This window comes from Roseburia sp. MSJ-14 (assembly GCF_018918225.1).
Classification (GTDB): domain Bacteria; phylum Bacillota; class Clostridia; order Lachnospirales; family Lachnospiraceae; genus Petralouisia.
In genome coordinates this window covers 1-23,658 of record NZ_JAHLQD010000009.1, presented here as the reverse complement: position 1 = coordinate 23,658, position 23,658 = coordinate 1, and the positions used below count along the sequence as shown (strand labels likewise).

Sequence of the window (23,658 nt, the reverse complement as noted above, 5' to 3'; positions counted from 1 at the left end):
CTTTGGGAGTTTTTATATGTTTGGATATATTATTGTAAATAAACAGGAAATGAAATTCAAGGAGTTTGATTTGTATCAATCCTATTATTGCGGGTTCTGTCAGAAACTGAAGGAACAGTATGGAAAAAGAGGTCAGTTGACATTAAGTTATGATATGACGTTTGTGATATTGCTGCTTACCAGTTTATATGAGACAGATACCAAAGAGAGTGCCTGTAAGTGTATTGCACATCCTTTTGAAAAACATCCGACCAGAAGTAATGAATTCACAAAGTATGCAGCAGACATGAACCTGTTGTTGTCATATTACAAATGTATGGATGACTGGCAGGATGAGCACAAGGTAAATAAGCGAATCATGGCAGGAACATTGTATGGGCAATGCAGGAAAATAGCAGAAGAATATCCTCACAAGGCAGAGGTTATGCAGGAGATGCTTGCAAAGATTCATGAATGTGAGAAAAGGAATGCAACGGATATTGATGAAATTGCCGGATATTTCGGAGAAATTATGAGTGAAATCTTTGCCTGGCGTGAAGATGAATGGGCAAAGGAACTTCGGCGCATGGGATTTTTCCTTGGAAAGTTTATTTATCTGATGGATGCCTATGAGGATTTAGAAAAGGATAGAAAAAAGGGAAACTACAATCCATTCTTTCAATGGGAAAAAGAACCTGATTTTGATGAAAAAGTGGGAAATATTTTGACTATGATGATGGCAGAGTGTTCCAAATCATTTGAGTGGTTACCCATTGTAGACAATACAGAGATTTTGCGAAATATTTTATATTCCGGTGTATGGCGTCGTTATGAAATGGTGAAAAATAAACGCCAACAGCAGGAAAATAAGAAAGAAATGGACAAGAATCTAACAGCTTAGAGCGGAAAGGAAACAATATGTACGATCCATATGCGGTGCTTGGAGTAAGTAGAAATGCGACAGATGAAGAAATAAAAAAGGCATACCGGGCACTAAGCAGAAAATATCATCCAGATGCCAATATTAATAATCCAAATAAGGATCAGGCAGAGGAAAAATTCAAAGAAATTCAACAGGCATATCAACAGATTATGTATGAAAAGGAGCATGGAACTTCCAGCGGTTACGGTCAGAGTGGTTATGGCGAAAGTGGCTATGGCGGACAGTCTTCACAGTATGGAGGCGGAGGCTACTGGGATTTTGGAGGATTCGGTGGCTTTGGTGATTTCTTTGGCGGCTTTGGCGGTCAAGGTCAAAGACAGAGTAGAACCAGTGGTATGGACGAGGATAGTACATATAAACAGGCAGCCGCTAATTATATCCGAAGCGGATATTATAAAGAAGCATTAAATGTATTGAATGGAATGAGTCAGAGGGATGCACGTTGGTACTATTTAAGTGCCATTGCCAATTCCGGAATGGGAAATAACGTAGTGGCTATGGAACATGCCGGAAAGGCAGTACAAATGGAGCCTGGAAATCACGAGTATCAACAGTTATATGCACAGCTTCAAAATGGTGGAAGTTGGTATCAGGGACAGCGTCAGACTTACGGAAGCAGCATGGGAGGCAGCGGAAGTTTCTGCATGAAGCTTTGTGTTGCAAACCTTATTTGTAATCTATGTTGCGGAGGCGGCGGTCTGTGTTGTGGCGGCATGCCTTATGGAAGATATTATTAGGAAAGAAGAGAGGTCTTTGAGTATGGATTATATGGTTGTTTATTCCAGTAAAACAGGAAATACCAAGCAGGTGGCTACCGAGATTTTCAGTGCACTTCCGGGAATGTCCAAGGATATGCAGGATTTAGAGGAATATAATGGAAAAGACGCAGATACCTTTTTCGTAGGATTTTGGACCAACCGAGGCACTTGTGATATGTCAGTCATTGATTTTATTTCCGGGCTTCACGGAAAAAAGATTGCACTGTTTGGAACCTGTGGGTTTGGGGGAGATAAAGAGTATTATAAGTCCATAGAGCAAAAAGTGAGTGTCTGGATACCGGATGATTGCGAATACTTGGGAACGTTCATGTGTCAGGGAAAGATGCCAATGCATGTGCGGGAAAAGTATGAAATTTCTATGGAAGATCCCAAGCAGGAAGTTTGGAGAAAGAAAATGCTTCAGAACTTTGATGAAGCATTGTTACATCCAAATGAGACGGATTTTGAGAATGCAAGAAATTTTGTAAAAAAGACAATAGAATAAATAATAGAAAGCTCTGTATCATATAAAAAGTGGTACAGAGTTTTTTGTTAAGTTAAGGAAATAATTGTTGACAAATAATATTATATGACATATAGTATTGATTAAGAAATAGTAATACATTTCAAATAGTAATGTGTAATAAATAATATTTCATAAGGATAAGGAGTGGTGGCATGGTATTTAATACAGGTGCAGCTCTTCTGGATGCGATTGTATTAGCAGTTGTTTGTAAGGAAGAGGAAGGCACATATGGCTACAAGATCACTCAGGATGTCCGGCAGGCAATTGAAGTATCAGAATCAACGTTATATCCGGTTTTGCGTAGACTTCAAAAGGATGATTGCTTGGAAGTATACGACGTGGAGTGTGGCGGACGAAATCGGAGATACTACAAGATAACAGAACGTGGCATGAATCAGTTAGATATGTACCGGGCAGAGTGGAAAAGTTATTCTTCTAAAATTACAATGTTATTTTCGGAAGGAGAGTCGGCATGAGCAGAGAAGAATTTATGAAACAATTAGAAACGCTATTAAGCGATGTACCTGAGGAAGAGAAGCGAGAAGCATTAGAGTATTATCGTGGTTACTTTGAAGATGCAGGAGAGGAGAATGAGGAAAGAATTTTAAAAGAATTAGAATCTCCGGAAAAAGTAGCCCAGACCATTAAGGCAGACTTAGGTATGGAAAAAAACGATAGTGAGAGTAATGGTAATAATGCAGAATTTGCTACACAAAAGGAAGCAGGGAAACAGGATAATAATGATAAATCCGGAAGAATTCTCTTAATTGTAATTCTCGCAGTGATTACCAGCCCTATCTGGGTAGGAGCTGTAGGTGGACTGCTAGGTGGAGCGTTAGGACTTGCAGGAGGAATTTTGGGAGTTGCAATCGCAGCAATTGCTGTAGCGGGTGCTTTGTACATTGCAGGTGCTGCTGTTATTGGACTTGGAATTGGCCAATTAGTAGTAGGAGGCATTGCAACCGGAACTGCTATGTTAGGAGCAGGACTTTTAGTATTAGCATTAGCTGTTTTGGCAACCATAGGATGTGTGTGGTTGTATGGAAGGTTTATCCCGTGGTTGGTACACGGATGTGTAACATTATGTAAAAGAGCTTTTTCAGGAAAGGGGAGAGCAGAATGAAAAAATTTACAAAAGGCGCACTGATTACGGTATTAGTGCTGGTGATATTGGGTAGTGGACTGTGTGCTACAGCAGCAGGAATTGGATTTCATTACACGTCTATTCCGAAAATGATAAGTGAAGGAATATTTACGATAGGTCCTAACTTTGGCAATTTTAGCAAGTGGAGTCAAAAGTGGAGTGAAAACTGGAATGAAGCATGGAATGGGAATGACTGGGATGACGACTGGGAATCCTGGAATGCCGGAAATACACAAGAATATGATTTTTCAACAGAAGATTGTGCTAATATCCAAAATCTAAAATTGTCTGTAGAATGTGGCATTGTTGATATCGAAGAGGTACCTGCATCTCAGGGAATCCATATAGAAGTAAAATATAAAAAAGAAAATTCCAAGCGAGCTATTAATGTAAACAATAGCGAAAATACATTGGAGATAAAAGAAAAGGATGCTAAGAAACTGGTGACAAATGATAATGTACATGTTTTGTTGCAGATTCCGAAAGACATGACCTTTGAAACAGTAGAATTGCGAAATTCAGCAGGAGAAGTTAATGTGGATTATGCATTGCAGGTGAAGAACTTTAGTGCTATAGTAGGTGCAGGAGATTGTACAATTAACAAAAAATTGCAGGTTTCCGGGAAATTGTATGCAGAAGTAGATGCAGGTGAAATCGATTTTTCTGATATAAATGCAGAGCAGTTAGAGTTAAATGCCGGAGTTGGCGAAATAAATGTGGATTATGCGGATGCAAAGGAAGTAACCTTAGACTGTGGAGTCGGAGATATTGATATTACGCTGGCGGGTAAGCAAAAAGATTATAGTTACAGTATCGACTGTGGAGTTGGCGACGTAGAAGTTGGCGATAGTGATTACAGTGGATTAGGAGCTACCAAGGAGATAAAAGGCGGTGCGAAAACCGTGGATATTGATTGCGGAGTTGGCGATATCACCGTAGATTTTGAAAAGTAAAGGAGAGAAATATATGGAACCAAAAAGATTGTATAAGTCAAGAACAAACAGAGTGCTTTGCGGAGTATGTGGAGGAATAGGAGAATACTTGAATATTGATCCGACCATTATTCGATTGTTATTTGTACTGCTTGGATGTACTGTGACAGGACTTATTGCATATCTGGTTGCAGCAATCATTATACCGGAACAGATGTAAAGAAAATTGATTTTAGGGATTGCCACAATTTTTAACATCCACCAACGATTTATGTCAAAAATAGTTGGTGGATGCTTTTATTTTCCTTTGTTATAATTGTAAAAAAAGATAGCAAAGGTGGGAAAAATATGAGAAAATATTACATAGATAATATTCGTTCATGGACAATTATTCTGGTGGTAATCTATCATGTGATTTATATGTTTAATTCAGTAATAACAGATGGTGTGATAGGTCCGATTACAAAAGCAAATGGTGTAGATGCGGTACAATATTTGCTGTATCCGTGGTTTATGGTTATTTTGTTTATCATAAGCGGTATGTGTTCTAAATACTATTTGGAAAAACATACGGAAAAGGAATATATCAAGGCACGAACCAGAAAATTATTAGTGCCGTCTACCATTGGCTTGCTGGTTTTTGGATGGATACAGGGATACTATAATATGGCAATCAGTCATGCTTTTGATAATATGCCAACTAAAATACCGGGAGTTGTTTTGTACTTGATTATGTGCGTATCCGGAACCGGTGTACTTTGGACCATTCAGGTAATGTGGATTTTGTCCATGGTGTTATTGTTAGTACGGAAAATTGAAAAGGGGCGTCTTCTGAAGATAGGCGAGAAACTGGGAATTATTCCATTGATTTTGCTTGGTACTTTGGTATGGGCATTTGCGCAAATATTAAATACTCCGGTAATTGTCGTATATCGTTTTGGTATTTATGGCATTTCATTTTTGTTGGGATACTATGTGTTTTCCCATGAAGCTGTGACCGATATATTGAAAAAGTATTGTGTTCCATTGCTTATTTTTGCCAGTGCACTAGGAATTATCTATGTTCGGATGGATTATGGAAAAAACTATACAGTGGCACCAAATGTAAATAATCCCCTTGCCGTTGCATATTGCTGGATAATGTGTTTGGCAATTTTGGGATGCATGAAAAAATGGGGAAATCATAGTAACAAGGTGAGTGGATTTTTGTCCCCAAAAAGTTTTGGAATTTATGTGTTCCATTATTTACCTTTATCGGTTTGTGCATACTGTTTAACTACATATACCAATATGCCGGGAGTGGTGATTTATCTGTTTACAGCTGTTTCCGCTTTTGGAGGAGCTATTATATTGTATGAAATTATTTCACGAATACCGATATTACGCTGGTGCGTATTAGGAATAAAAAAGGAGAAAAAGTATGTTTCATGAAAATTTGGTTTCACTTCGTAAAATAAATCAAATGTCCCAGGAAGAACTTGCTGAAAAAATCGGTGTGAGCAGACAAACTCTTTCAAAGTATGAGACAGGAGAGGCTTTGCCTGATATAGAAAAATGTAAGATTTTGGCAGACATTTTCGATGTTTCCATGGATGACTTGGTAAACTATGACAAAGCAGCTAACGGACTTGGTGTTCCACCAAAGGGAAAACATATTTTTGGAATGGTAAAAGTGGGAGATAAAGGGCAGATTGTCATTCCCGCTAAAGCAAGAAAAGTGTTTGGAATAGAGCCTGGGGATAATCTTATTATATTAGGAGATGAGGCGCAGGGATTGGCAGTTATTATGGAAAAGAATTTTTTGAAGTTGATGCAGACAAATGCGGAAACAGAGTAAGATTAGTGGCTATATAGTCAGGCAATGAGAAGAGGAAAAGGAAGGATTTAAACAGGCAATGAAACATATCAAATTTTATGGTAAATAATGTGTTATAATATATAAACATGACATACCGTTGACATGTTTTGGGTGGTATGATAAGACAGGAAGTGATAAAATGAAAATAGAAAGACTCATAGGTATTCTTTCTGTGTTATTGCAAAAGGAAAAAGTTACCGCCCCGGAGCTTGCAGAAAGATTTGAAGTGTCACGAAGAACCATTAACAGAGATATCGAGGCTTTGTGTAAAGCCGGAATTCCTATCAGTACGGAACAAGGTGTAGGCGGAGGAATTCGTATTATGGAAGGATATCGGATGGATAGAACTATACTTACATCCAAAGATATGCAGATGATATTGGCAGGATTACGAAGCCTTGATGGGGTAAGTGGCAGTCACTATTATAGGCAGCTTATGGAGAAAATCAAGACAGGTTCGTCGTCTTATATAGGCGGTAGAGAATCTATCTTGATTGATCTTTCGTCGTGGGATAAGGAAGCTTTAGCTTCGAAGATTGAAATTATTCAGGAGGCTATCGAAGAAAGAAAGACATTAAATTTTCACTACTATGCACCGAGTGGTGACAGTATAAGAAAACTAGAACCTTATTTTCTGATTTTCAGGTGGAGTAGCTGGTATGTATATGGCTATTGTATGTTTCGTGAAGATTTTCGCATGTTTAAGTTAAATCGGATGGATAAAATTGTTATGGGAGATGTTTTTGAAAAAGGAAGAACAGTCCCGATTCCGGATTTGTCTGATGAATGTGTATTTCCGGCAAAAACAAGAATAAAGGCAGTTTTTGATTCGTGCATGAAGTGGCAACTGATTGAGGAGTTTGGTGTAGATTCATTTAGTATGCTACCAGATGGAAGATTATTGTTTGAGCATGAGTATTCCGATGATGAGAGTCTTTTGTACTGGATGCTTACTTGTGGAGAAAAGGTAACAGTGATAGAACCGGAATCCATAAGAGAAAAGCTGTATCAAATTGCTTCCAATATTGTAAAAAAATATGAGAAAGAAGGGTAGTCTATGCCAAGACCAAAAAACAAAGAGGAACTAATAATAGCGGCTAATACAAATTATGAATTCTATTTTCTCTCAATTTCCACTCAATTTACATTCAATGTAGGTTGGGTGGATTTTTCTTATTCTATACCTACAAAATAAAACGCCCGCAGGGCAGAAAGGCAGGTATAGAGTATGTACGAAGAAAATAATTCACAGGACAAGCCGGTTGTAATCGGCATTGACCACGGGTTTTCACTTATGAAAACCAAGCATCACATTTTTAGCAACGGCATAGTGAGGTGTAATGGCAGACCGCCGGTAGCAGAGAATAGTTTTTATTATGATGGCAGTTACTATTGCATTGGTGGAGAGCGTAAGACAGTTCAAGAGGATAAGACAGCGGATGAGGATTTCTTCCTTTTGACATTAGTAGCTGTTGCCAAGGAAATTAAAACCAGAGAATTGTCACGTACCTTGCGTGTAGTGCTGGGTGTGGGAGTTCCTTTTAAGAGATTCTGGAAGGAGCAGGCGAAGCTGGTGGCATATTTAAAGCGAAGTGGTCCACATTTTATCGAGTTCGAAGAGGAGGATTATGTAATAACCATTGAAGATGTATATTGTTTTCCGCAGTGTTTTGTAGCGGTGGCAGACCGTATTGGCAATATGCATGGGCGATATGTTGTGGCGGATATCGGTTCCTGGACCAAGGATATCATCTGTATTGATGAGAGAAAGGTACAACCGGATAAATGCGTCACTATACCCAATTCCATAATTACACTATTTCAGGAAATCAACGCAGATGTTGCGGAGGCAACAGGCGGAAGGATTCCCGAAAGTGTGGTACAAAATTTCATACGTGGTAAGGATGTGGTAATTCCTGAGGAGGTAGAGAAGATTATCGTATCAAAAATGAAAGCATTTGCAACGGATATAGAAGGTATGCTTGATGAGAGTGGATTTGACCTCGCTTATTCTAACATTCTTTATGTGGGTGGCGGAGCAACTATTATGAGAAGATTTGGAAACGCAAGAGAAAATGCAGCTTATCTTGAGGATATCAGACTGAATGCCAAGGGTTACGAGCTTCTGGCAGCTCATCAGATGAATAAAAGGTAGGTCGGTATAATGCAGAGAACAAAGGACGGATATCGCTGGACCATCAGACTAAGCAATAAGGATTATTCGCAGAAGGAAGTAATCCGGATGTTTGAATATTTGCTGGCATCAGGTGAGTATGCAACGGAATCTGACATTTTTCGGGAAGGAATAAAAAGCCTTTATCGGGAAAAGACAGAGCCGGACAGAATTGTGGACTGGGACAATCGAATACAGGAATGTGCCCGCATTACAGCAGACAATATGATGGAGCGGATGCAAAACATGTTGGATGCAACTGGGCGTAAGGGTGGACTGGTAGAGGTGGTAGGAGCTGTTGCAGGTGCTGATGAAACGGTAGAAGCAGATGCTGGCGTGGCACCACCGGAAGCAGTTGAAGAACTATCAGATGAGGTGGATGATTTCCTAAACGATTATTATGGTTATTTTTAAAATTTCTTGTGTATCGTTAAGGCTGACAAAGTGACGTCAGGCAATCGCTTTGGGCGATTGGCTGTACGCCTGCTTGTCAGACGTTGGTGCATAAGTAAGTGGTAAATTTCATATGGAAGCTGGGGTTTGGGGATGTAAAATCCCCAACAAGTTCTGCCTCGTGTCTACACGGGGCGGAACTTGCTCTACTATTTGCGACTTAAATGGAGCGTATTCGCAAGCGTTAGCGCGCATATTCGTGAACGACCTTAGGGGAGTGAGAGTATAACCGGAGGGAGGAGCGTAAGCGACGGCGAAAGACAAGTGCCGTATCCGGCACAAGATAGATAAAGCAGATTTAGAGGAGGATTTATATGGCGAGAAACGGAGTTCAATTTAATATGTGGCTTTCACAAGAAGAGAAAGCTAAAATTCAAGAAAAAGCAAATAAGGCAGGCATCAGTATGTCGGAGTATATCAGGAGGTGTGCTCTTAGCAGGAAGATACCGCAGTATGGAGATGTGGCAGTATTAAGGGAGATTTCGGCTGAACTTGGTAAGATTGGTTCCAATCTAAATCAGATAGCACACCATTTGAATGCCGGAGGCAGCGTTTATTCTGTTTATTATGACTTGTTGGAAGTGATAAAGGATTGGAATGATATGCGTTTTCGGATGCTGAAACAGGTAGAAGATGTCTGCTGTGGTAAGTATCATCACAGGAGGAGTGCATAATGGCGATTATCAAGCACATACCGGTAAAGAACAGATATTATTCTGCGGCGGTGGAGTATCTCACCTGCAAATTTGATGAGCATACTATGAAGCCTTTGGTGGATGCCAAGGGACGAATGATAATGCGTGATAATTTCTTAATCGAGGGTATCAATTGCGAGGTTGATACCTTCGGTGCAGAATGTATTGAGGTCAATCGGTATTATGGCAAAAACAATGCTATAAAGGATGTAAAAGCTCATCATTATATCATCAGTTTTGCACCGGAAGACAATATTGTCATGCAGGAGGCAATGGATTTTGGGAAGCAATATGTGGAGAAGTTTCTGCTGGGGCATCAGGCAATTCTGGCGGTGCATCCTGACGGTCATAACGGCACCGGGAATATTCATGTTCACATTGTAATTAATTCCGTCAGAAAGTATGAGGGCAAAAAAGAACGTTGGCAGGATAAGCCATGCGAATACAGGCAGGGATGCAAACATAAAAGCACCGGCAAGTTTATGCACGCAGCAAAGCGTTGGGTAATGCGGGAGTGTATGCTAAAAGGTTACAATCAGGTAGATTTGCTGGCTCGCTCTGATGGTAACAATTATTGGGTAGAGAAGCGTGGAAAGGAAGCAGAACCTGATTTTAAGACAGATAAAGATATGATTCGGGAAAGGTTGGATGCGTTGATACAACACGCAGAATCTTTGGACCATATGATATACTATCTAGAACATGTGGAAGATTGGCAGATTCGTGAGACCAATAAAACCATATCCTTTCGGATGCCACATATGAAGAAGTCCATTCGTGGTAAGTCCTTGGGTGAAAATTATGATAAGTTTGCTTTGGAAAAGCGGATTGCAGAAGCTATTGCTTTTAAGGAAAAAGAACTTAGGGCGGAGCAGGAAGCAATGCGTAAGGAAACGCTTGAGGCTGCAGAGGAGCAAGTGTTTGTGGAGCTGCCGGTGGGAGAGTTTGTTGCAGATGTGCTTGAAGAAACTTTTACGATGGAAGAGCTTGCAGAGGAGATGGTTGAAACGATTTTGGAAGGCGAGTATTCTGTAACAGAAAAAAGCAAGTCGATTCAAAGGGATGCAATGTCAAAGGAACTTAACTATATGGAATTGTTGGCAGAATTACAATCACAATTCGTTTGCTTGCAATACGAATTTCAATATAATCTGGATAAAATTTCGGATCTTGATTACGAGCATCGTTACAAAAATCCGGATTATGCTACTTATCAAGCCAATATGGCACGCATTTTGGATAAGTCGTCTTATATCAATCAATGGACGGCGGAATTATCCAAGTGCAGTTTGTTTCAAAAAAATTTGAAGAAGATGTATAAGGAGCAGATTGAAACAGCTTCTGCCGAAGTGAAACGCATCGAAGAAGAGAATAAGAGGATACTTAGTAAAGCTGGATGTTATTCGGAAAGTGAGCTTTGGGTAAAACAACAAAGCTACAATGTGACCTGGAGTCTGTGCAACACTCTTGCGGAACGAAATCGGAGTATTATGGCCGAATGCGAAGGAATTATTCAAAAGTATGCAGAGTTGGTTAGAGGTGCATATGGTATCTTAAACAATGACGGATTTGGCAATAATAATCAGGTAGAGCATATAGCAGAGCAAAAGGCGAAAGTTGTTCTGCAAGAGATGCATGGAAAAGATTTTTCTGAATATGGATTCCGGGATGCATGTATTAAGGTGGGGACACAGTTACAGAGTGCGGACAAAGACAGAAGTTATGAAAGAGGCGTTAGGATTCGATAAGAGTGAGCGAGGTTTGCCCTATATTATGGTGCAAACCTCGCAGATTTCTCAACTGGAAGTATTATAGCATTTCTGAGTGAATTAGCCAATAATATGAAAAAAATCATAATTTTAACTTTTTAACTTTACAAACGAAGTTAAAAAAGTTAATATAGACCTATAAGGAGGGTTGCTTATGACAAACGAAGAATATAACAAGATTATTGCTGAGATTGAAACATTGCCAACAGGCGGTATTACTTATAAAAAAATAAATGGAAAAGAGTATGCTTATTATCAATGGCGCGAGGATGGAAAGCAACATACCAGAAGGACGAAGGATGAAGAGTTAGAACAGCTTTCCAAGCAAATCGAACGCAGGAAAGTACTTCAAAACTTAATAAAAAACATAGATAATCAGGAAATAAATGAAGAAAAGCCGGTTTCGCAGTTTCGATGTACAGTAAGAATTGGAGAGGAGCTGGAGCGTTTTGTAAAACCAGTGGCAAAGTGGGTAAAACGTGAATGTTACCAGCAACTTCATGATTATGTTTATGGAGATATACATGATAGAGTGTATATTTTGTATGGTCTTAGAAGAACCGGTAAAACAACACTGATACGTCAGTTGATATCAGAGATGGATACATCAATGAGAAGTAAAACTGTGTTCATTCAGATACAGGATAATAAGACCTTGGATGATGTGAATCGGGATTTAAAAGTTCTGGAAGAAAAAGGTTATCGCTATGTGTTTATCGATGAGGTTACACTAATGAATGATTTTATCGAAGGTGCAGCACTGTTTTCTGATGTATTTGCGGCGAGCGGAATGAAGATAGTACTTTCCGGTACTGATTCCTTAGGCTTTATGTTTACAGAGGATGAGGAGTTGTATGACAGGTGCATTATGTGTCATACAACTTTTATTCCATATCGCGAATTTGAGAGAGTGCTGGGAATTGTTGGTATTGATGATTTCATTCGATATGGCGGAACGATGAGTCTTGGTGGAAAGCAGTATAATGATAATGCCATGATTTTTGCCACTAAGAAGAGTACCGACGAGTACGTTGACAGTGCCATTGCGAGAAATATTCAGCATTCCTTAAAAAATTATAAGTATGAAGGTCATTTCCGTTCATTCCGGGATTTATATGAGAAAAATGAATTAACCAACGCAATTAACAGAATCGTGGAGGATATGAACCATCGATTCACTATGGAGGTATTGACCAGAGATTTTAAATCAAATGATTTAAGAATTTCAGCAAGCAATTTACGAAAGGATCGGGAAGAACCGACAGATATTCTCGATCGTATTGATATTCTTAAAGTGAATGAAATGCTGAAATCTTTGCTGGAAATCAAGGATAAGGAAGAACAAAAGGTTGAAATCCAAGATTCACATCGTTACGAAATAAAAGAATACTTGGATTTGCTTGACTTAACTGTCGAAATAGAAAGCAGATGGATGTCTGATTATAATCGAAGAGAATCCAGAACAGCATTTTCGCAGCCTGGTATGCGTTATTCCCAAGCAGAGGCACTTATCAAATCGCTTATGCAGGATGATATGTTTAGAGGTTTATCCTTTGAAGAGCGAAAGCGAGTAACTGAAAGAATAATAGATGAAATCAAAGGCAGAATGATGGAGGATATTGTTCTTTTGGAAACAAAGCTTTCCAAAAAGAATTGTGAAGTGTTCCGCTTACAGTTTGCAATTGGCGAATTTGATATGGTGGTGTTTAATCCGGATGAAGGGACTTGCGAAATCTATGAGATTAAGCATAGTAAAGAAGTTGTTCCACAGCAGTGCAAACATTTGTTGGATGAACAAAAATGCAAGGATACTGAATTTAGATATGGTACAATTACCGGAAAGTATGTGATATACCGTGGTGCTACAACATCGCTTGTTAAGGCAGGCGTGGAGACACAGGAAGATGTGGCTTATCTGAATGTGGAAGAGTATTTGAAGGCGTTGTAAGTGTGCAAAAATTGCTTTGACTATAACTATGGATTTTGATACAAAACTTTATCAAATAACAATCAAGTTTAATTATCCGGCAACATTAGTCTTAGAGGGATTTGAGAAACCTGCAGTTATCGAATTAGCATACTTGCTGTATGAAGGGGATTATCGTAGAGTGATAATTGAGGCACAAAATATTTTACTTGAGTATAAAGAGGCATATACATTTTCACCAGAAAAAATACGAGCAATTGATTATCATATAGAAGGTTGCATAGGAAAAGTTTTGCCACCGGAAGTTCATGAAGAGTATTTGAGTGGTAAACATGGACATGGTGTTTGTATTATGCACAGAATTGCACCATTAAAAAATTGGACGAAGGATGTTGGAGATAAGTATTTTATTATAACAGATATTAATGGTGGTTCAAGGTATCAGATAGAGTTATAGAAAGAACTATATAGAATTTGGATGAAAAAAGAGGTTTACATCGGTTTATAAGATGTAAGCCTCTTTTAGGTATTATAAGTTTTCAATTTCAAGCAAATCCACTTTCTGCCCATCCATCTCTATCAGATTTCTCCGTTGCTCCTTGCAAGTCAACAAATCAGGATGCTCTTCATCCAGAAACTTATGGAGTATGCTTTCGGCCTGTGCATAGTACATAAGAGCTACTTTTGCGTTATGCATAGAGGCGTGGACAGCGGCGAGGTTTTGAAACAGGTAACCTTTGGTAAGGGTATCGGATTCATATACCTTATCTGTAATACCGATACAGCTTGTGAAGATTCGGGCAGCCTCCGGGAACTTGCCTTGATGATATAAAAGTTTGGCATAAGTGTTCATGGTATAGAGGCCGTTTGGGGAATACTGCATCTGTGTCTGTACAAGTATATTGGCAGATTTTTCAATGTAATCCAAAGCCTGCTCTGGTTTTCGGAGATTCATACAATAACTTCCGGCATCTAGATACATGGAGGATAAATTGAAGATATGTGTGGTGCCTTTTCCGCAGGCTTCTGCAATTGCTTTTTCTTCCAGTTCCAGAGCTTTTACATGATTTTGATGAATAATAGCGGCTTCGGTTGCCCTATAGTGAAGGAGCGTGGCATGGTCCTCGTTGGTAATATTCTGATAAAGATAGCAGATGCCTTCATATTCGCCAAGAAGCTTTTGGAATAGACGGTAGTGATGCAATCGGGAACTGCTTTCTAAACCATGGTTGATGTAATTGAAGAGGATGAAGCAATGTTTCTGAAAGAAATATTCACACTTAAAACCATAACAAAGAAGCCACGAAAAAGATATATAGCACCTTATGGAAAAACTATTATGGAGAAAGAGCATAAGATAGTGAAGATTTTACCAGGTACAAGGTTGACTGAAATTGTGAGGGATAATCAGAATGATACAGAAGATTGATTTAAAAGATAGAATTGCAATTCTGACAGAAGATAATTTCCGTGATTTGTTAAAGCTGTATGGAGAATTAAATATTGATAGGTTATCACAGATAGTAAATAACCATATCAGAGTTGCAATAGAGGAAATAAAGGAGGATTCAGATTGATTAAGAATTTAGAAGAAAAGCAGAAAATCATAGAACTATTAACAGTTTCTATGTGTTCTGCACCAATGATACCGAGTAAGAATTTTATATTATCACAGTGGTATAAGAAATGGGGAGATTTTAGCAGAGGAAAAACTATATTAAGACTGTATAAAGGACATTTAGTTAAAACAAAAGGACAAGCAAGAATAGAAGGTGATAATTGTGTTTTTGAGTTTCCAGAGCTTGATGCAATATTAAAAGATACAGTTGATGAATATGTAAACAAATATGTCCATAAAGCAAGTAACAAAACGACTTTCCACAAAAATATTAAGGTATTTGCTAGAAATTTAGAGACATACAGAGAATCGTGTGTGGATAATCTCAACAAGATATTACAAGAGAGTGGAAGTACATATGTTGCTAAAAATACAAGCCACTATTTGAAACATTACAAAAGCGGTCATCTTGCAAAGGGATTTATGAATCTTGCAACATATTCTTTGATTTATGATGAAAAGAAACTGTATAGCGGTACATATGATGATGTATTATGCTTCCTTGGAAAAAGTAAATAATCGGCAGACATATACCGATTCTAAACAAATGTATGGATATTTCCCAACAGGCAGGAAGTAAAAGAAAGTCTGTATCAGAGATCAAGAATATCTAACGTGCAATTCTGCACATTTTCCAATATGAGAAAATTGAATAATACGTCTGTTGCACTTAGCAGTTTATTAAGGGGAACGAATTTTAGTTTACCTTTATTTCTTGACCTCTGATTTATCAAAAAGGAGGAAAATGATTAGTGACAATAGATGATGATTTGATAAATAAAAATCCGTTTGAGTTCCAGCTTGCAACAGTAGTTGTAAATGATAGTGTGACGAGAGAAGCTATCACAAGAAAACAGCAGAGAGAATTTTTAAGATTTATCAAAGAGGATAAGCATTTCTGTAAATACTATGATGGAATTTATATCTTGTTTCATACTGGATTGCGTGTATCAGAATTTGTCGGATTGACCATCAATGATATTGAATTTGACAAAGAAAGAATCAAAGTAGATCATCAATTACAGAGGACACGCAATATGGAATATGAGATATTGACACCTAAGACAGAAAAAGGTGAAAGATATGTTCCAATGCAGAAAGATGTTGCAGATTGTTTTCGTAGGATCATTCAGAATAGAAAGCATCCAAAGATTGAACCTATGATTGATGGTTATAGTGGTTTTTTATTCTTAGATAAGAATGATATGCCTATGGTGGCATTGCATTGGGAGAAATATTTTCAACATATCCGTGAGAAGTACAACAGTATTTATAAAGTGCAAATGCCGTGTATTACACCTCATGTATGCAGACACACCTTCTGCTCTAATATGGCAAAGTCTGGAATGAACCCAAAGACCTTACAATATATTATGGGACATTCAGATATAGGAGTTACCCTTAATACATATACTCATTTACAGTTTGAGGATGCCTTAGTAGAGATGAAAAAGGTCGTGGGCTAAAAGGTATGAAAATAGCCCAGAATTTAGCCCAAATGAAGGAAAAGTTATGCAAAGTTATTCCAAATTATGCTGAAAATGTGAACAAAAGCACTATCACAGAAATATTGCAGAATTGTTGTAAGTGCCGAAAATACAGTAAAATCAAGCGTTTAGAGAGGTTTTAGATATATGATAAAAATACTTTTCATCTGCCACGGCACTCCAGTTTTATGATAATGCATACCTTCGCAGACTGGGGCAGAGTACGGCATAATAGGATGGAAAACCTTGGAATTACTACGGTTTAGACTACTAAGGCTCATGGCTGGAAGTGAGATAAAGGCAAAGGTGTTGTGAGGATTCCTTAATAGTAAGGGACTACTTAGAAGTTGAATATGAATGATAAAAGCTACAATTTTTGGTAGGAAACTACTTGGATTGTGGCTTTTTTGAATGCTGGATTGTGACTTATAATCCGTTGCCTCAAAGGCATGCGAAAACTATAATATTTTATGGAGGTAGTTGTCGAAATGATTCAAGCAAATTTTGGAAAGACGATAAAAAAGATTCGTGAGGGTACAGGTTTAAGTCAGGAAAAATTTGCACTTTCTATTGGAATGGATAGAACATATTATGCTTCTGTTGAAGCAGGAAAAAGAAACATTTCATTGAAAAATATTTATAAAATTGCCAATGGTTTCAATCTATCTATAAGTGAGTTATTTTCAGTAATGGAGGATTACTCTGAACAGAGGAATGGTGATGCAAATGAATGATTATAGCTTGAAAATTGAGAAATTTAAAAATGGTATTTTTGATTTGCGAACTCGTAGATTTGGTACAGTAGCAGAAATTATGATTAAGAAATTGTATGGGTTGAATGAATCGGGAACGCTGGCATTTGATAAAAGAGATACGGTTACAAATGCTCGTGTAGAAATAAAGTTTTCTACTGCGCTAAAGAAAAATGAAGAAGCAATCAATGATCAAAATGTTTTTCAACAAGTTATGGATGCGGATTACAAAACAAGGGCTATTTTTTCGTATGAAGCGGAAATATATGATTTTGATTCAAATATACAACAGATTAAGGGAAAGGAATTTGATATTTTATATTATGGACTATTCTTTTGGGATCAGATTGAGATATTTAAGGTTACTCGTTTGGAAGTATTAAATTTTGAAAACTATTCCAACAAACAGCACAGGGGAAATGTGGGAGAAGGGCAGTTCCATTTAAATAGAAGAAATATTGGATTACATAGAGACCACTTTTTACAAAGAGTATTAAGTTATCCAGAATTATATGAACTACTTCAAGAGGAGAATTAGTGATATGAAACAATTACAAAATGAACTGGATTTACTTTTAAAACAATCCGGTGTAGATGATCAAATTATAGAAGTTATTAAACGGGAAAAGCCGGTTTTCCCGTTTAGCACTGAGGGGCGTGTGCTTGCATATTTATTGTCTACAAGAGCTATTGATTATGAGAAATATATGGAACTGCAAAATGCATATGCAAAACGGAATCAATGTTTAGATTTGTTTGATATGGCACCGCGAACATTTGGAGAAACATGGGGCGAAAAGCATATTTTAAATCTTTTCCCAGAATTTATGAAGGCGACGAAAGAGAATATTGCTTCAGTTTATCCCAAATTTGATGGAGAATTTGATTTATGGTTAGATGGTATAAGAGTCGAGGTAAAGGCTTGTCGAGCAAACAGCACAAGAGCAGGGGGAAGCCTTGCAAGTAGAGCATATTTGCACTCCGAAGCCACAGCAAATTCTTTCAAATATCATTATCAGCAGTTGAAACCGACTTGCTGTGATGTATTTATTTGGATAGGTGTGTGCAGAGATGACCTGATTTACTGGGTGTTGACCAGTGATGAATTATTACAGACAGGAAAACTCGGATCTCAGCATAGAAATGAAAATACAGGAATTAAAGGCGTCGAAGTATATGAAGGACAGGTATTTATGGCAGAAGAGGAATTGGTACCATTCTGTGTTGCTGAAAAAGATGTTCTCAATGCTGTAAAGAAAAAAGGAAAGAAATAAAATACAAGCCAATGATAGTGTAAAACATCATTGGCTTGGTTTTTAATCAAGAAATTTATTATCCCTGTCTACAACCTGTTTGATAATATTTTGCTCTGTGTTTGTTAAGTGAAATAAGTCACATATCATAGAATCAAGTGTATCATATTGGGCATAAAGCTGTTCACCATTTAAGCCGGCAATAAGTTTATTGGTTACAGAAATAATCTTATCCTGAGTTGCGGCATCAGTGATAGGAATGGGAATGCTTTCAATATGAGAACGGAGTACTTTAACGGAGTTGAATTCCTTTTTGTAAATAAACTGAGCAACTCTTGAATTAAGAATAGCAAGGATGTACTTTATGTTTATTTCGCGGAGTTTCGGAATAACAATATTGCAACTGTTTAATGACAGCATTTGTGTGTTGTCATATGCAAAAACAAGCTGGCTACTGATAAAACGATACAGCAACTTTTCAGGTGCACGATACATTTCAGTGGGTGCAATTTGTTGAAAACTCTCAGGTTTGAAAACAATATAGTTTGTTGTAGGGTTGACGTGGTATTTGCTTATATCCGAACCCTTTAAAATCATCTCATTTGTTTTTGTTTTAGTTTTGGAAATGTATTCTTTATTGTTTCCGGTTACAATTCCCAATGCAAAGTCTGCGTTGTCCTTTAAATAGCAGGCAGAATCAATATTGCGTATTTTTTGAAGTAATTTATATTCTTTGTCAGAAGTTATAAAACTAAAGTGATTTGCGGAAGTTGTTCGAGATGTATTGATTGTAAACACGTCGTCTTTATTACTAACTACCATTCCGACGGTAGAGAGAGGAGCGTTCTGGTATTGCAGATCTATAATAATACAAGGACACTGTACTCCGTCAAAAGCGTTCCCAAGAAAATCCAAATGTCTGATTGAACAACTACTAAGTATAATGTTCCTTATACTTGTATGAGCTTTTACATTTAGTAGTGCTTCTGGTAATACAAATGCAAGATGTCCGCCCAAAGTAAGATTTCTAAGAGCCTGTTCTATAAAAACATCATAGGATTCGATGCTTTTGTTGGAAATAGATTTAAAGTTCGCTTTCAATGTAACTTTTTCATCTTCGGAAAAATCATATCCCCATGGTGGGTTTCCAATAATATAATGGTATTCGGTATCAAGGTTAAAATTGGTAAGATAATTAAAATTAGTAATATGAGCATCAATGATGTTGATATCAGCATTGTACTTTAATGCCATATTGAGCTTGGTGATTTTTACACTTATGGCATCAATATCGTTTCCATAGATATTATCAAAAGGTATTATGTCTGGAAGTTGTAATAAAAAATTACCAGTTCCACAGCAAGGATCAAGAACTTTTTCATTTTCCTTGAATTTGAATTTACTTATAAGTTGATTGACAACCTTATTAGAGGTGTAATATGAACCAGTAGATTTTCTGTTACCTAAGTTTTTACATGATATATAGATGAGACCGAGAATATCTTCATGTGGTTCATATTCATAATCTAAATTAAATATTGCGTTATTCTGTTTACAGAATAATCTGGCACTATCACCATTGTCAATCAAATCGTCAATGAGTGAATCATATGTTCCGGTTGTAAGTTCCTGATTCAAAAATTTTAAAAGCAAGTTACCTTGCCCGCTCCACGTATAATTTTTTTTATTTCCAAGCAGATGAATGGCACAGTCCGCAATGATATACTGTATTACATTTTCCGAAATAATGATTTCGTTTTTTGATATGAGTGCTAAAAGTTTTTGGATAGTGGGAATATTTATACAATTCTCTGATACATAAGAATTGTATAAAGCATATCCAGATACAAATTTTTTATTACGGCGACTTTTTAATGCAGAAATCTTTCCAGACTGTATTTCTTTTTTTAAGGTTGTTATATAGTTTTTTGAAAAATATGTTTTTTTTGTGTCGGTGTTTTCAGGAATAATTTTTCCAAGTTTAATCCAATTCCGCCCAGTTGCAGTAGAAATGGAAAGTTCATCGCAAACTTCTTTGAGTGATAAATATTTAGACGAATCTGGAACAGAGAAAGTTCTTTCGTCTATAGGCTTAACGGCATCTGAAGGAATCAGCCATATACCACTTATTCTTGTACATCCAGCTATTCTATTTGTCTCGCAAAGTTTTTGAATTCTTCTTTCTGAAATTTTAAATTTTTCTGCTGCATCCTTAACTGAAATATAATCCATAGCGACCTCCTTTTTTAATATTATATACGCTGTGGCGAATAAAAACAATATTAATATTTTAATAATTGCGCTCGAAATAAATTGTTGAGTGGGGGAATCCAAATCTCTACATCCTTTCTGCCTGAAGACCGATGGCCCCTTTCGTGCGAATTTTCGCAGAATTAAACAGGGGGGATACCCACAAAATTCATATTATATGAAAATCCTCGCAGAATACCGCTTCTTTAGCCGATTTTGTTTTGCCGGATAATACCGAAATACGCATAAAACCGTGTGTGAAACGATGGAAAAAGCACAGTTTTTATGCATATTTTCTGACAAAAATATAATCAGAAATGTCTAGCTATTCTGTGCCGTCAGAGTGATATATGTACTACCGAAAAAAGAAAGGCAGGTACATATTATGAGAAACGAAATCCGATTTACACTGGAACCAAAGCAAAGACCAAAGCTGGCACAGGAGATTGGAAAAATACTTGGAACAGCCCCGCATTATGAGCGGGTGCCAAGCTGTGCATACGATATTGCAGGATACCGACTGGACAAAGAGGGTGTGCTGCACATCCCGGAGGGAGTAGCGGTAGAAATGGTGGAACACTTAATTCGCCAGTTACGGGAGCGTGGGTTTCAGGATGATGCGGAATTTACTGAAGAAGTGCTTTTACCGAAGGATAAGTTGATAATAGCAGTTCCGAGAGTAAGCCTTACTGATACGGCATTGGAAAATTTACAGAAGATCATAGCAAATAAGCAGACGCTTTTCAAAAAGGCATTTCAGACGAATAGCACCGAGGTTGAAATCACAGAGAAGAAAATTAACTTTGCATGGTTTCCATATACGGAGGATGGTGACGAGATAGCAGCATACACGCAATTTATCACAAGGCTGTGTGATATGGAAAAAAATGCAAAAAGAGTATCATCAAAGCCGACTGAAACAGACAATGACAAGTATGCTTTTCGATGTTTTTTACTCAGGCTTGGCTTCATCGGAAATGACTATAAGACAGCAAGGAAGATTTTGCTCAGAAATCTGACTGGAAATTCAGCATTTCGTTATGGAGAATAGGGATAAAATCACACTGGGGTGTCGGTGAGAACCGACGCCCTTTTTCTATGAAAAAACAGTTGGGGCAGCTTGTGGCAGATAATATAGGTTATTCTTATAGAGCCATTATAGAAAATAACCTATATTACTTGCCACATCTTGCCCCAGTGTGAAAAATGTAGTGATTACGCCCAGCGGTTATCATTTTCTTCCTGTATTTTCCTGTGATAAGCTGTGCGGGATTTTCTGCGGTTTCGTTCCTTTTTACATTCCGGATTATCACAATATTTCTGACGGTTTCCGTTCTTGATAAACAGGCGACCACAGCACTCACAGGTGGCAACACCAACTCGGTCTGCATAGGCAATCGGATAATCTGTAGGGATAGATACATATTGCGACAGGGCGAATCGGGCAGCGTCAAAAACAGAGTGGAAATCCGGCATGACCTTCAATTCTCCATTCTCATCTAATCCAAGCTTCATGGTCACTCCACTCATTTCATTTAGGTAAGCAGATATTTTACCGAGATGTTTCTGCATAGGAAATGAATTAAAATCCGCAAATTCATTTGTCCATGTTATCTGTGCAAGGTCATCGGAAATATCAAGCTGCTCTAGACATTTTTTGAACATTAGGATAACCAGAGTGTCACGGTACAATTTTTCTAAATCATCCCTCATCTCTTTTACATCGAAAGTAAAACTTCCAAGTATATTGGTAGACACATCCCAATATTCTGCATCTTTATCTATATCCCATTTATATTCGGCAATACCGCCGAATGCATAGTAAGGGTGTGCGTACTGCTGACACCATGAAATGATATCATCGGCAGCAGTGTTGTCATCTTTTCCACGGATGCTCTGATACAGATTGTTCAGGGAAAGCCAGAGTTCGTTTCCATCCAAGCCATAGCCACGGTTGAGCCGTGGCACATCTCCATCCCCCAGACAGGCGGTTATTATGATTTCCCCGTTCTTTTCTGTCTTTTCATAATATTTGAAAGTTGCTGTCAGTCTTGCATCCGCACTTATTTTTCCCAAACTGAAATCTTCGTTCATATTCTACCTCCATTCTTACCGATAGAACTTACTTCCAGTACGACCTATTACCAATAGAAAATAGCCTTTGGTAACATTATAAAGTATACTGTGATAGAAAACAAGAGCAATTCATGTTTGAAATGCAGAGAGGAGGATGGCTATGGATAAAATCACGATGAGCGTACAGGAAATGGCGATGCAGATGGGAATCAGCCTAAGCAAAGCATATGCTCTGACCAGAGAGGCAGACTTCCCGATCGTCCGTGTCGGCAAGCGGGTATTGATTCCGGTTTCGGAATTTAAAGTGTGGTTATCTGCAAGAGCTACAGAGAAATGATGCATCGGGAAATAAGCGGGAAAGGAGGAGCACAGGATGTACGAGAAACTTCCTGAACAGTTGAAAAAAGATGGACGGTTCTGTCTGTGGAAATATGAAGAGAGAAACGGACGCATGACAAAAGTGCCGTATCAGACAAATGGCAGAAAAGCGAGCAGTGCCGATAAAAATACCTTTTCGGATTTTCGATTGGCAGTCAATGCAATGGATGGTTATGACGGAATCGGTATGGGTGCATTTGATGATTTCTGCATGGTAGATATCGACCATTGCGTGTTTGGTGGAAAGCTGACACAGATGGCAGAAGACATCGTGGAGAGAATGGACTCCTATACAGAATTCAGCCCCTCCGGCACGGGAGTCCAATGTCATTAAGATAAGAAAATATATTATACCGAACAGATATGATAGCTTACATATCTGTTCTTTTTTTCGTTTTTTTTTTAGAAAAAACACTTGACAAATTAACAAAAAAATGCGGCGAAGCCCCTTGAATATATTACATTTTAGGAGGTTTCGCTTATGCGATTTTCGGAAGAAGTAAAAAACACACTATGGAATTTAATTGATGACATGTCTTTGAATTCATCAGAATTCACGGTTAATCCAAACAAAGATTTTACAAGAAAGAAAAAATGGGATTTTGCAACAGTACTGAAATTTATTATTTCTATGGAGAGCCAGTCTTTGAAAAATGAACTACACAAATATTTCGGTTATACTGCAGA

General features: G+C 37.8%; 28 protein-coding genes and 2 pseudogenes. 27 read left to right on the top strand and 3 right to left on the bottom strand.

Translation table 11 applies throughout. From position 1 onward, the window contains the following. The first annotated feature begins 16 nt into the window (after positions 1 to 16). The 16 genes from KQI83_RS05980 (at position 17) to KQI83_RS05905 (ending at position 13,614) form a co-directional block, all read left to right on the top strand. Positions 17 to 880, top strand: coding sequence for a DUF5685 family protein (locus tag KQI83_RS05980; RefSeq protein ID WP_216555513.1), 864 nt, complete (start codon positions 17 to 19; stop codon positions 878 to 880). A gap of 17 nt (positions 881 to 897) precedes the next feature. After that, entirely contained in the window at positions 898 to 1,659 is a 762-nt protein-coding gene (locus KQI83_RS05975; protein ID WP_216555511.1) for a J domain-containing protein, read from the top strand. After that, entirely contained in the window at positions 1,643 to 2,185 is a 543-nt protein-coding gene (gene bilS, locus KQI83_RS05970) for a flavodoxin family protein BilS (protein WP_253295526.1), read from the top strand. The genes KQI83_RS05975 and bilS overlap by 17 nt, the downstream gene beginning before the upstream one ends. A gap of 173 nt (positions 2,186 to 2,358) precedes the next feature. Continuing rightward, positions 2,359 to 2,682 (top strand): PadR family transcriptional regulator, encoded by a 324-nt coding sequence (locus tag KQI83_RS05965; protein WP_216555509.1) that lies wholly within the window; start codon positions 2,359 to 2,361, stop codon positions 2,680 to 2,682. Then, positions 2,679 to 3,329: a DUF1700 domain-containing protein gene (locus tag KQI83_RS05960; RefSeq protein ID WP_216555507.1), complete on the top strand. Its 651-nt coding sequence runs from the start codon at positions 2,679 to 2,681 to the stop codon at positions 3,327 to 3,329. Before KQI83_RS05965 ends, KQI83_RS05960 begins: the two co-directional genes overlap by 4 nt. After that, positions 3,326 to 4,303, top strand: a complete 978-nt coding sequence (locus KQI83_RS05955; protein WP_216555505.1) for a DUF4097 family beta strand repeat-containing protein — start codon at positions 3,326 to 3,328, stop codon at positions 4,301 to 4,303. The genes KQI83_RS05960 and KQI83_RS05955 overlap by 4 nt, the downstream gene beginning before the upstream one ends. Before the next feature lie 13 nt (positions 4,304 to 4,316). Continuing rightward, positions 4,317 to 4,502 (top strand): PspC domain-containing protein, encoded by a 186-nt coding sequence (locus KQI83_RS05950; RefSeq protein ID WP_216555502.1) that lies wholly within the window; start codon positions 4,317 to 4,319, stop codon positions 4,500 to 4,502. Between the two features lie 128 nt (positions 4,503 to 4,630). Beyond that, positions 4,631 to 5,713 carry an acyltransferase family protein gene (locus tag KQI83_RS05945; RefSeq protein ID WP_216555499.1) on the top strand — a complete coding sequence of 361 codons (1,083 nt, stop codon included), beginning with the start codon at positions 4,631 to 4,633 and terminating at the stop codon, positions 5,711 to 5,713. Then, a complete protein-coding gene (locus KQI83_RS05940) occupies positions 5,703 to 6,119 on the top strand; it encodes a helix-turn-helix transcriptional regulator (RefSeq protein ID WP_216555496.1) in 417 nt (138 codons plus the stop codon). The genes KQI83_RS05945 and KQI83_RS05940 overlap by 11 nt, the downstream gene beginning before the upstream one ends. Before the next feature lie 160 nt (positions 6,120 to 6,279). Continuing rightward, positions 6,280 to 7,194, top strand: coding sequence for a helix-turn-helix transcriptional regulator (locus tag KQI83_RS05935; protein WP_216555486.1), 915 nt, complete (start codon positions 6,280 to 6,282; stop codon positions 7,192 to 7,194). A 174-nt stretch (positions 7,195 to 7,368) separates the two neighbouring features. After that, entirely contained in the window at positions 7,369 to 8,295 is a 927-nt protein-coding gene (locus KQI83_RS05930) for a ParM/StbA family protein (RefSeq protein WP_216555485.1), read from the top strand. Between the two features lie 9 nt (positions 8,296 to 8,304). Continuing rightward, positions 8,305 to 8,727: a hypothetical protein gene (locus tag KQI83_RS05925; RefSeq protein ID WP_216555484.1), complete on the top strand. Its 423-nt coding sequence runs from the start codon at positions 8,305 to 8,307 to the stop codon at positions 8,725 to 8,727. A gap of 353 nt (positions 8,728 to 9,080) precedes the next feature. Beyond that, on the top strand, positions 9,081 to 9,440 hold the full coding sequence (locus tag KQI83_RS05920) for a plasmid mobilization protein (protein ID WP_216555483.1): 360 nt from the start codon (positions 9,081 to 9,083) through the stop codon (positions 9,438 to 9,440). After that, complete coding sequence (locus KQI83_RS05915) at positions 9,440 to 11,209, top strand: relaxase/mobilization nuclease domain-containing protein (RefSeq protein WP_216555481.1); 1,770 nt, start codon at positions 9,440 to 9,442, stop codon at positions 11,207 to 11,209. The genes KQI83_RS05920 and KQI83_RS05915 overlap by 1 nt, the downstream gene beginning before the upstream one ends. Positions 11,210 to 11,384: 175 nt before the next feature. Next, on the top strand, positions 11,385 to 13,178 hold the full coding sequence (locus KQI83_RS05910; protein ID WP_216555480.1) for an AAA family ATPase: 1,794 nt from the start codon (positions 11,385 to 11,387) through the stop codon (positions 13,176 to 13,178). A gap of 28 nt (positions 13,179 to 13,206) precedes the next feature. Continuing rightward, a complete protein-coding gene (locus KQI83_RS05905; RefSeq protein ID WP_216555477.1) occupies positions 13,207 to 13,614 on the top strand; it encodes a hypothetical protein in 408 nt (135 codons plus the stop codon). 72 nt (positions 13,615 to 13,686) lie between these two features. Here KQI83_RS05905 and KQI83_RS05900 read toward each other — a convergent pair whose 3' ends face one another. Further along, positions 13,687 to 14,361, bottom strand: coding sequence for a tetratricopeptide repeat protein (locus tag KQI83_RS05900; protein ID WP_216555475.1), 675 nt, complete (start codon positions 14,359 to 14,361; stop codon positions 13,687 to 13,689). A gap of 21 nt (positions 14,362 to 14,382) precedes the next feature. Here KQI83_RS05900 and KQI83_RS05895 point away from each other — a divergent pair, with 21 nt between their 5' ends. From KQI83_RS05895 to KQI83_RS05865, 7 genes and pseudogenes are all read left to right on the top strand, one after another. After that, entirely contained in the window at positions 14,383 to 14,586 is a 204-nt protein-coding gene (locus KQI83_RS05895; RefSeq protein WP_216555474.1) for a hypothetical protein, read from the top strand. Then, positions 14,570 to 14,734, top strand: a complete 165-nt coding sequence (locus tag KQI83_RS05890) for a hypothetical protein (protein WP_216555473.1) — start codon at positions 14,570 to 14,572, stop codon at positions 14,732 to 14,734. The genes KQI83_RS05895 and KQI83_RS05890 overlap by 17 nt, the downstream gene beginning before the upstream one ends. Further along, on the top strand, positions 14,731 to 15,294 hold the full coding sequence (locus KQI83_RS05885) for a hypothetical protein (RefSeq protein WP_216555472.1): 564 nt from the start codon (positions 14,731 to 14,733) through the stop codon (positions 15,292 to 15,294). Before KQI83_RS05890 ends, KQI83_RS05885 begins: the two co-directional genes overlap by 4 nt. Positions 15,295 to 15,527: 233 nt before the next feature. Next, positions 15,528 to 16,241, top strand: a pseudogene (locus KQI83_RS05880) (site-specific integrase); the annotation flags it as partial. A 509-nt stretch (positions 16,242 to 16,750) separates the two neighbouring features. Continuing rightward, positions 16,751 to 16,996 carry a helix-turn-helix domain-containing protein gene (locus KQI83_RS05875; RefSeq protein WP_216555469.1) on the top strand — a complete coding sequence of 82 codons (246 nt, stop codon included), beginning with the start codon at positions 16,751 to 16,753 and terminating at the stop codon, positions 16,994 to 16,996. Then, positions 16,983 to 17,552: a hypothetical protein gene (locus tag KQI83_RS05870; RefSeq protein WP_216555466.1), complete on the top strand. Its 570-nt coding sequence runs from the start codon at positions 16,983 to 16,985 to the stop codon at positions 17,550 to 17,552. The genes KQI83_RS05875 and KQI83_RS05870 overlap by 14 nt, the downstream gene beginning before the upstream one ends. A 4-nt stretch (positions 17,553 to 17,556) precedes the next feature. After that, complete coding sequence (locus tag KQI83_RS05865) at positions 17,557 to 18,288, top strand: restriction endonuclease subunit M (protein ID WP_216555464.1); 732 nt, start codon at positions 17,557 to 17,559, stop codon at positions 18,286 to 18,288. 42 nt (positions 18,289 to 18,330) lie between these two features. Here the strand turns inward: KQI83_RS05865 and KQI83_RS05860 are convergent, their stop codons facing one another. Beyond that, positions 18,331 to 20,499, bottom strand: a complete 2,169-nt coding sequence (locus KQI83_RS05860) for a TaqI-like C-terminal specificity domain-containing protein (RefSeq protein WP_216555462.1) — start codon at positions 20,497 to 20,499, stop codon at positions 18,331 to 18,333. 403 nt (positions 20,500 to 20,902) lie between these two features. On the opposite strand from KQI83_RS05860, the gene KQI83_RS05855 reads away from it, so the two are divergent. Next, positions 20,903 to 21,568, top strand: coding sequence for a hypothetical protein (locus KQI83_RS05855; protein WP_216555460.1), 666 nt, complete (start codon positions 20,903 to 20,905; stop codon positions 21,566 to 21,568). Between the two features lie 164 nt (positions 21,569 to 21,732). On the opposite strand, the gene KQI83_RS05850 is transcribed toward KQI83_RS05855, so the two are convergent. Continuing rightward, the gene (locus KQI83_RS05850) at positions 21,733 to 22,611 is read right to left on the bottom strand and encodes a hypothetical protein (protein WP_216555457.1); all 879 of its coding nucleotides are present in this window, start codon (positions 22,609 to 22,611) and stop codon (positions 21,733 to 21,735) included. A gap of 142 nt (positions 22,612 to 22,753) precedes the next feature. Between KQI83_RS05850 and KQI83_RS05845 the strand changes: the two genes are divergently transcribed. From KQI83_RS05845 to KQI83_RS05835, 3 genes and pseudogenes are all read left to right on the top strand, one after another. Continuing rightward, on the top strand, positions 22,754 to 22,930 hold the full coding sequence (locus KQI83_RS05845; RefSeq protein ID WP_216555454.1) for an excisionase family DNA-binding protein: 177 nt from the start codon (positions 22,754 to 22,756) through the stop codon (positions 22,928 to 22,930). A gap of 36 nt (positions 22,931 to 22,966) precedes the next feature. Beyond that, positions 22,967 to 23,305, top strand: coding sequence for a hypothetical protein (locus KQI83_RS05840; RefSeq protein ID WP_253295525.1), 339 nt, complete (start codon positions 22,967 to 22,969; stop codon positions 23,303 to 23,305). Positions 23,306 to 23,452: 147 nt separating this feature from the next. Continuing rightward, positions 23,453 to 23,658, top strand: a pseudogene (locus tag KQI83_RS05835) (IS4 family transposase); the annotation flags it as partial.

What these genes read in the sequence shown, in the direction of transcription:
- KQI83_RS05905 (WP_216555477.1), top strand. Translation starts at nt 13,207, where the DNA reads ATGGATTTTGATACAAAACTTTATCAAATAACAATCAAGTTTAATTAT.
- KQI83_RS05840 (WP_253295525.1), top strand. Translation starts at nt 22,967, where the DNA reads ATGTACGAGAAACTTCCTGAACAGTTGAAAAAAGATGGACGGTTCTGT.
- KQI83_RS05865 (WP_216555464.1), top strand. Translation starts at nt 17,557, where the DNA reads ATGAAACAATTACAAAATGAACTGGATTTACTTTTAAAACAATCCGGT.
- KQI83_RS05940 (WP_216555496.1), top strand. Translation starts at nt 5,703, where the DNA reads ATGTTTCATGAAAATTTGGTTTCACTTCGTAAAATAAATCAAATGTCC.
- KQI83_RS05850 (WP_216555457.1), bottom strand. Translation starts at nt 22,611, where the DNA reads ATGAACGAAGATTTCAGTTTGGGAAAAATAAGTGCGGATGCAAGACTG.
- KQI83_RS05875 (WP_216555469.1), top strand. Translation starts at nt 16,751, where the DNA reads ATGATTCAAGCAAATTTTGGAAAGACGATAAAAAAGATTCGTGAGGGT.
- KQI83_RS05915 (WP_216555481.1), top strand. Translation starts at nt 9,440, where the DNA reads ATGGCGATTATCAAGCACATACCGGTAAAGAACAGATATTATTCTGCG.
- KQI83_RS05870 (WP_216555466.1), top strand. Translation starts at nt 16,983, where the DNA reads ATGCAAATGAATGATTATAGCTTGAAAATTGAGAAATTTAAAAATGGT.
- KQI83_RS05920 (WP_216555483.1), top strand. Translation starts at nt 9,081, where the DNA reads ATGGCGAGAAACGGAGTTCAATTTAATATGTGGCTTTCACAAGAAGAG.
- KQI83_RS05895 (WP_216555474.1), top strand. Translation starts at nt 14,383, where the DNA reads ATGGTTGATGTAATTGAAGAGGATGAAGCAATGTTTCTGAAAGAAATA.
- KQI83_RS05955 (WP_216555505.1), top strand. Translation starts at nt 3,326, where the DNA reads ATGAAAAAATTTACAAAAGGCGCACTGATTACGGTATTAGTGCTGGTG.
- KQI83_RS05910 (WP_216555480.1), top strand. Translation starts at nt 11,385, where the DNA reads ATGACAAACGAAGAATATAACAAGATTATTGCTGAGATTGAAACATTG.
- KQI83_RS05860 (WP_216555462.1), bottom strand. Translation starts at nt 20,499, where the DNA reads ATGGATTATATTTCAGTTAAGGATGCAGCAGAAAAATTTAAAATTTCA.
- KQI83_RS05845 (WP_216555454.1), top strand. Translation starts at nt 22,754, where the DNA reads ATGGATAAAATCACGATGAGCGTACAGGAAATGGCGATGCAGATGGGA.
- KQI83_RS05945 (WP_216555499.1), top strand. Translation starts at nt 4,631, where the DNA reads ATGAGAAAATATTACATAGATAATATTCGTTCATGGACAATTATTCTG.
- bilS (WP_253295526.1), top strand. Translation starts at nt 1,643, where the DNA reads ATGGAAGATATTATTAGGAAAGAAGAGAGGTCTTTGAGTATGGATTAT.
- KQI83_RS05975 (WP_216555511.1), top strand. Translation starts at nt 898, where the DNA reads ATGTACGATCCATATGCGGTGCTTGGAGTAAGTAGAAATGCGACAGAT.
- KQI83_RS05935 (WP_216555486.1), top strand. Translation starts at nt 6,280, where the DNA reads ATGAAAATAGAAAGACTCATAGGTATTCTTTCTGTGTTATTGCAAAAG.
- KQI83_RS05980 (WP_216555513.1), top strand. Translation starts at nt 17, where the DNA reads ATGTTTGGATATATTATTGTAAATAAACAGGAAATGAAATTCAAGGAG.
- KQI83_RS05960 (WP_216555507.1), top strand. Translation starts at nt 2,679, where the DNA reads ATGAGCAGAGAAGAATTTATGAAACAATTAGAAACGCTATTAAGCGAT.
- KQI83_RS05855 (WP_216555460.1), top strand. Translation starts at nt 20,903, where the DNA reads ATGAGAAACGAAATCCGATTTACACTGGAACCAAAGCAAAGACCAAAG.
- KQI83_RS05950 (WP_216555502.1), top strand. Translation starts at nt 4,317, where the DNA reads ATGGAACCAAAAAGATTGTATAAGTCAAGAACAAACAGAGTGCTTTGC.
- KQI83_RS05925 (WP_216555484.1), top strand. Translation starts at nt 8,305, where the DNA reads ATGCAGAGAACAAAGGACGGATATCGCTGGACCATCAGACTAAGCAAT.
- KQI83_RS05965 (WP_216555509.1), top strand. Translation starts at nt 2,359, where the DNA reads ATGGTATTTAATACAGGTGCAGCTCTTCTGGATGCGATTGTATTAGCA.
- KQI83_RS05890 (WP_216555473.1), top strand. Translation starts at nt 14,570, where the DNA reads ATGATACAGAAGATTGATTTAAAAGATAGAATTGCAATTCTGACAGAA.
- KQI83_RS05930 (WP_216555485.1), top strand. Translation starts at nt 7,369, where the DNA reads ATGTACGAAGAAAATAATTCACAGGACAAGCCGGTTGTAATCGGCATT.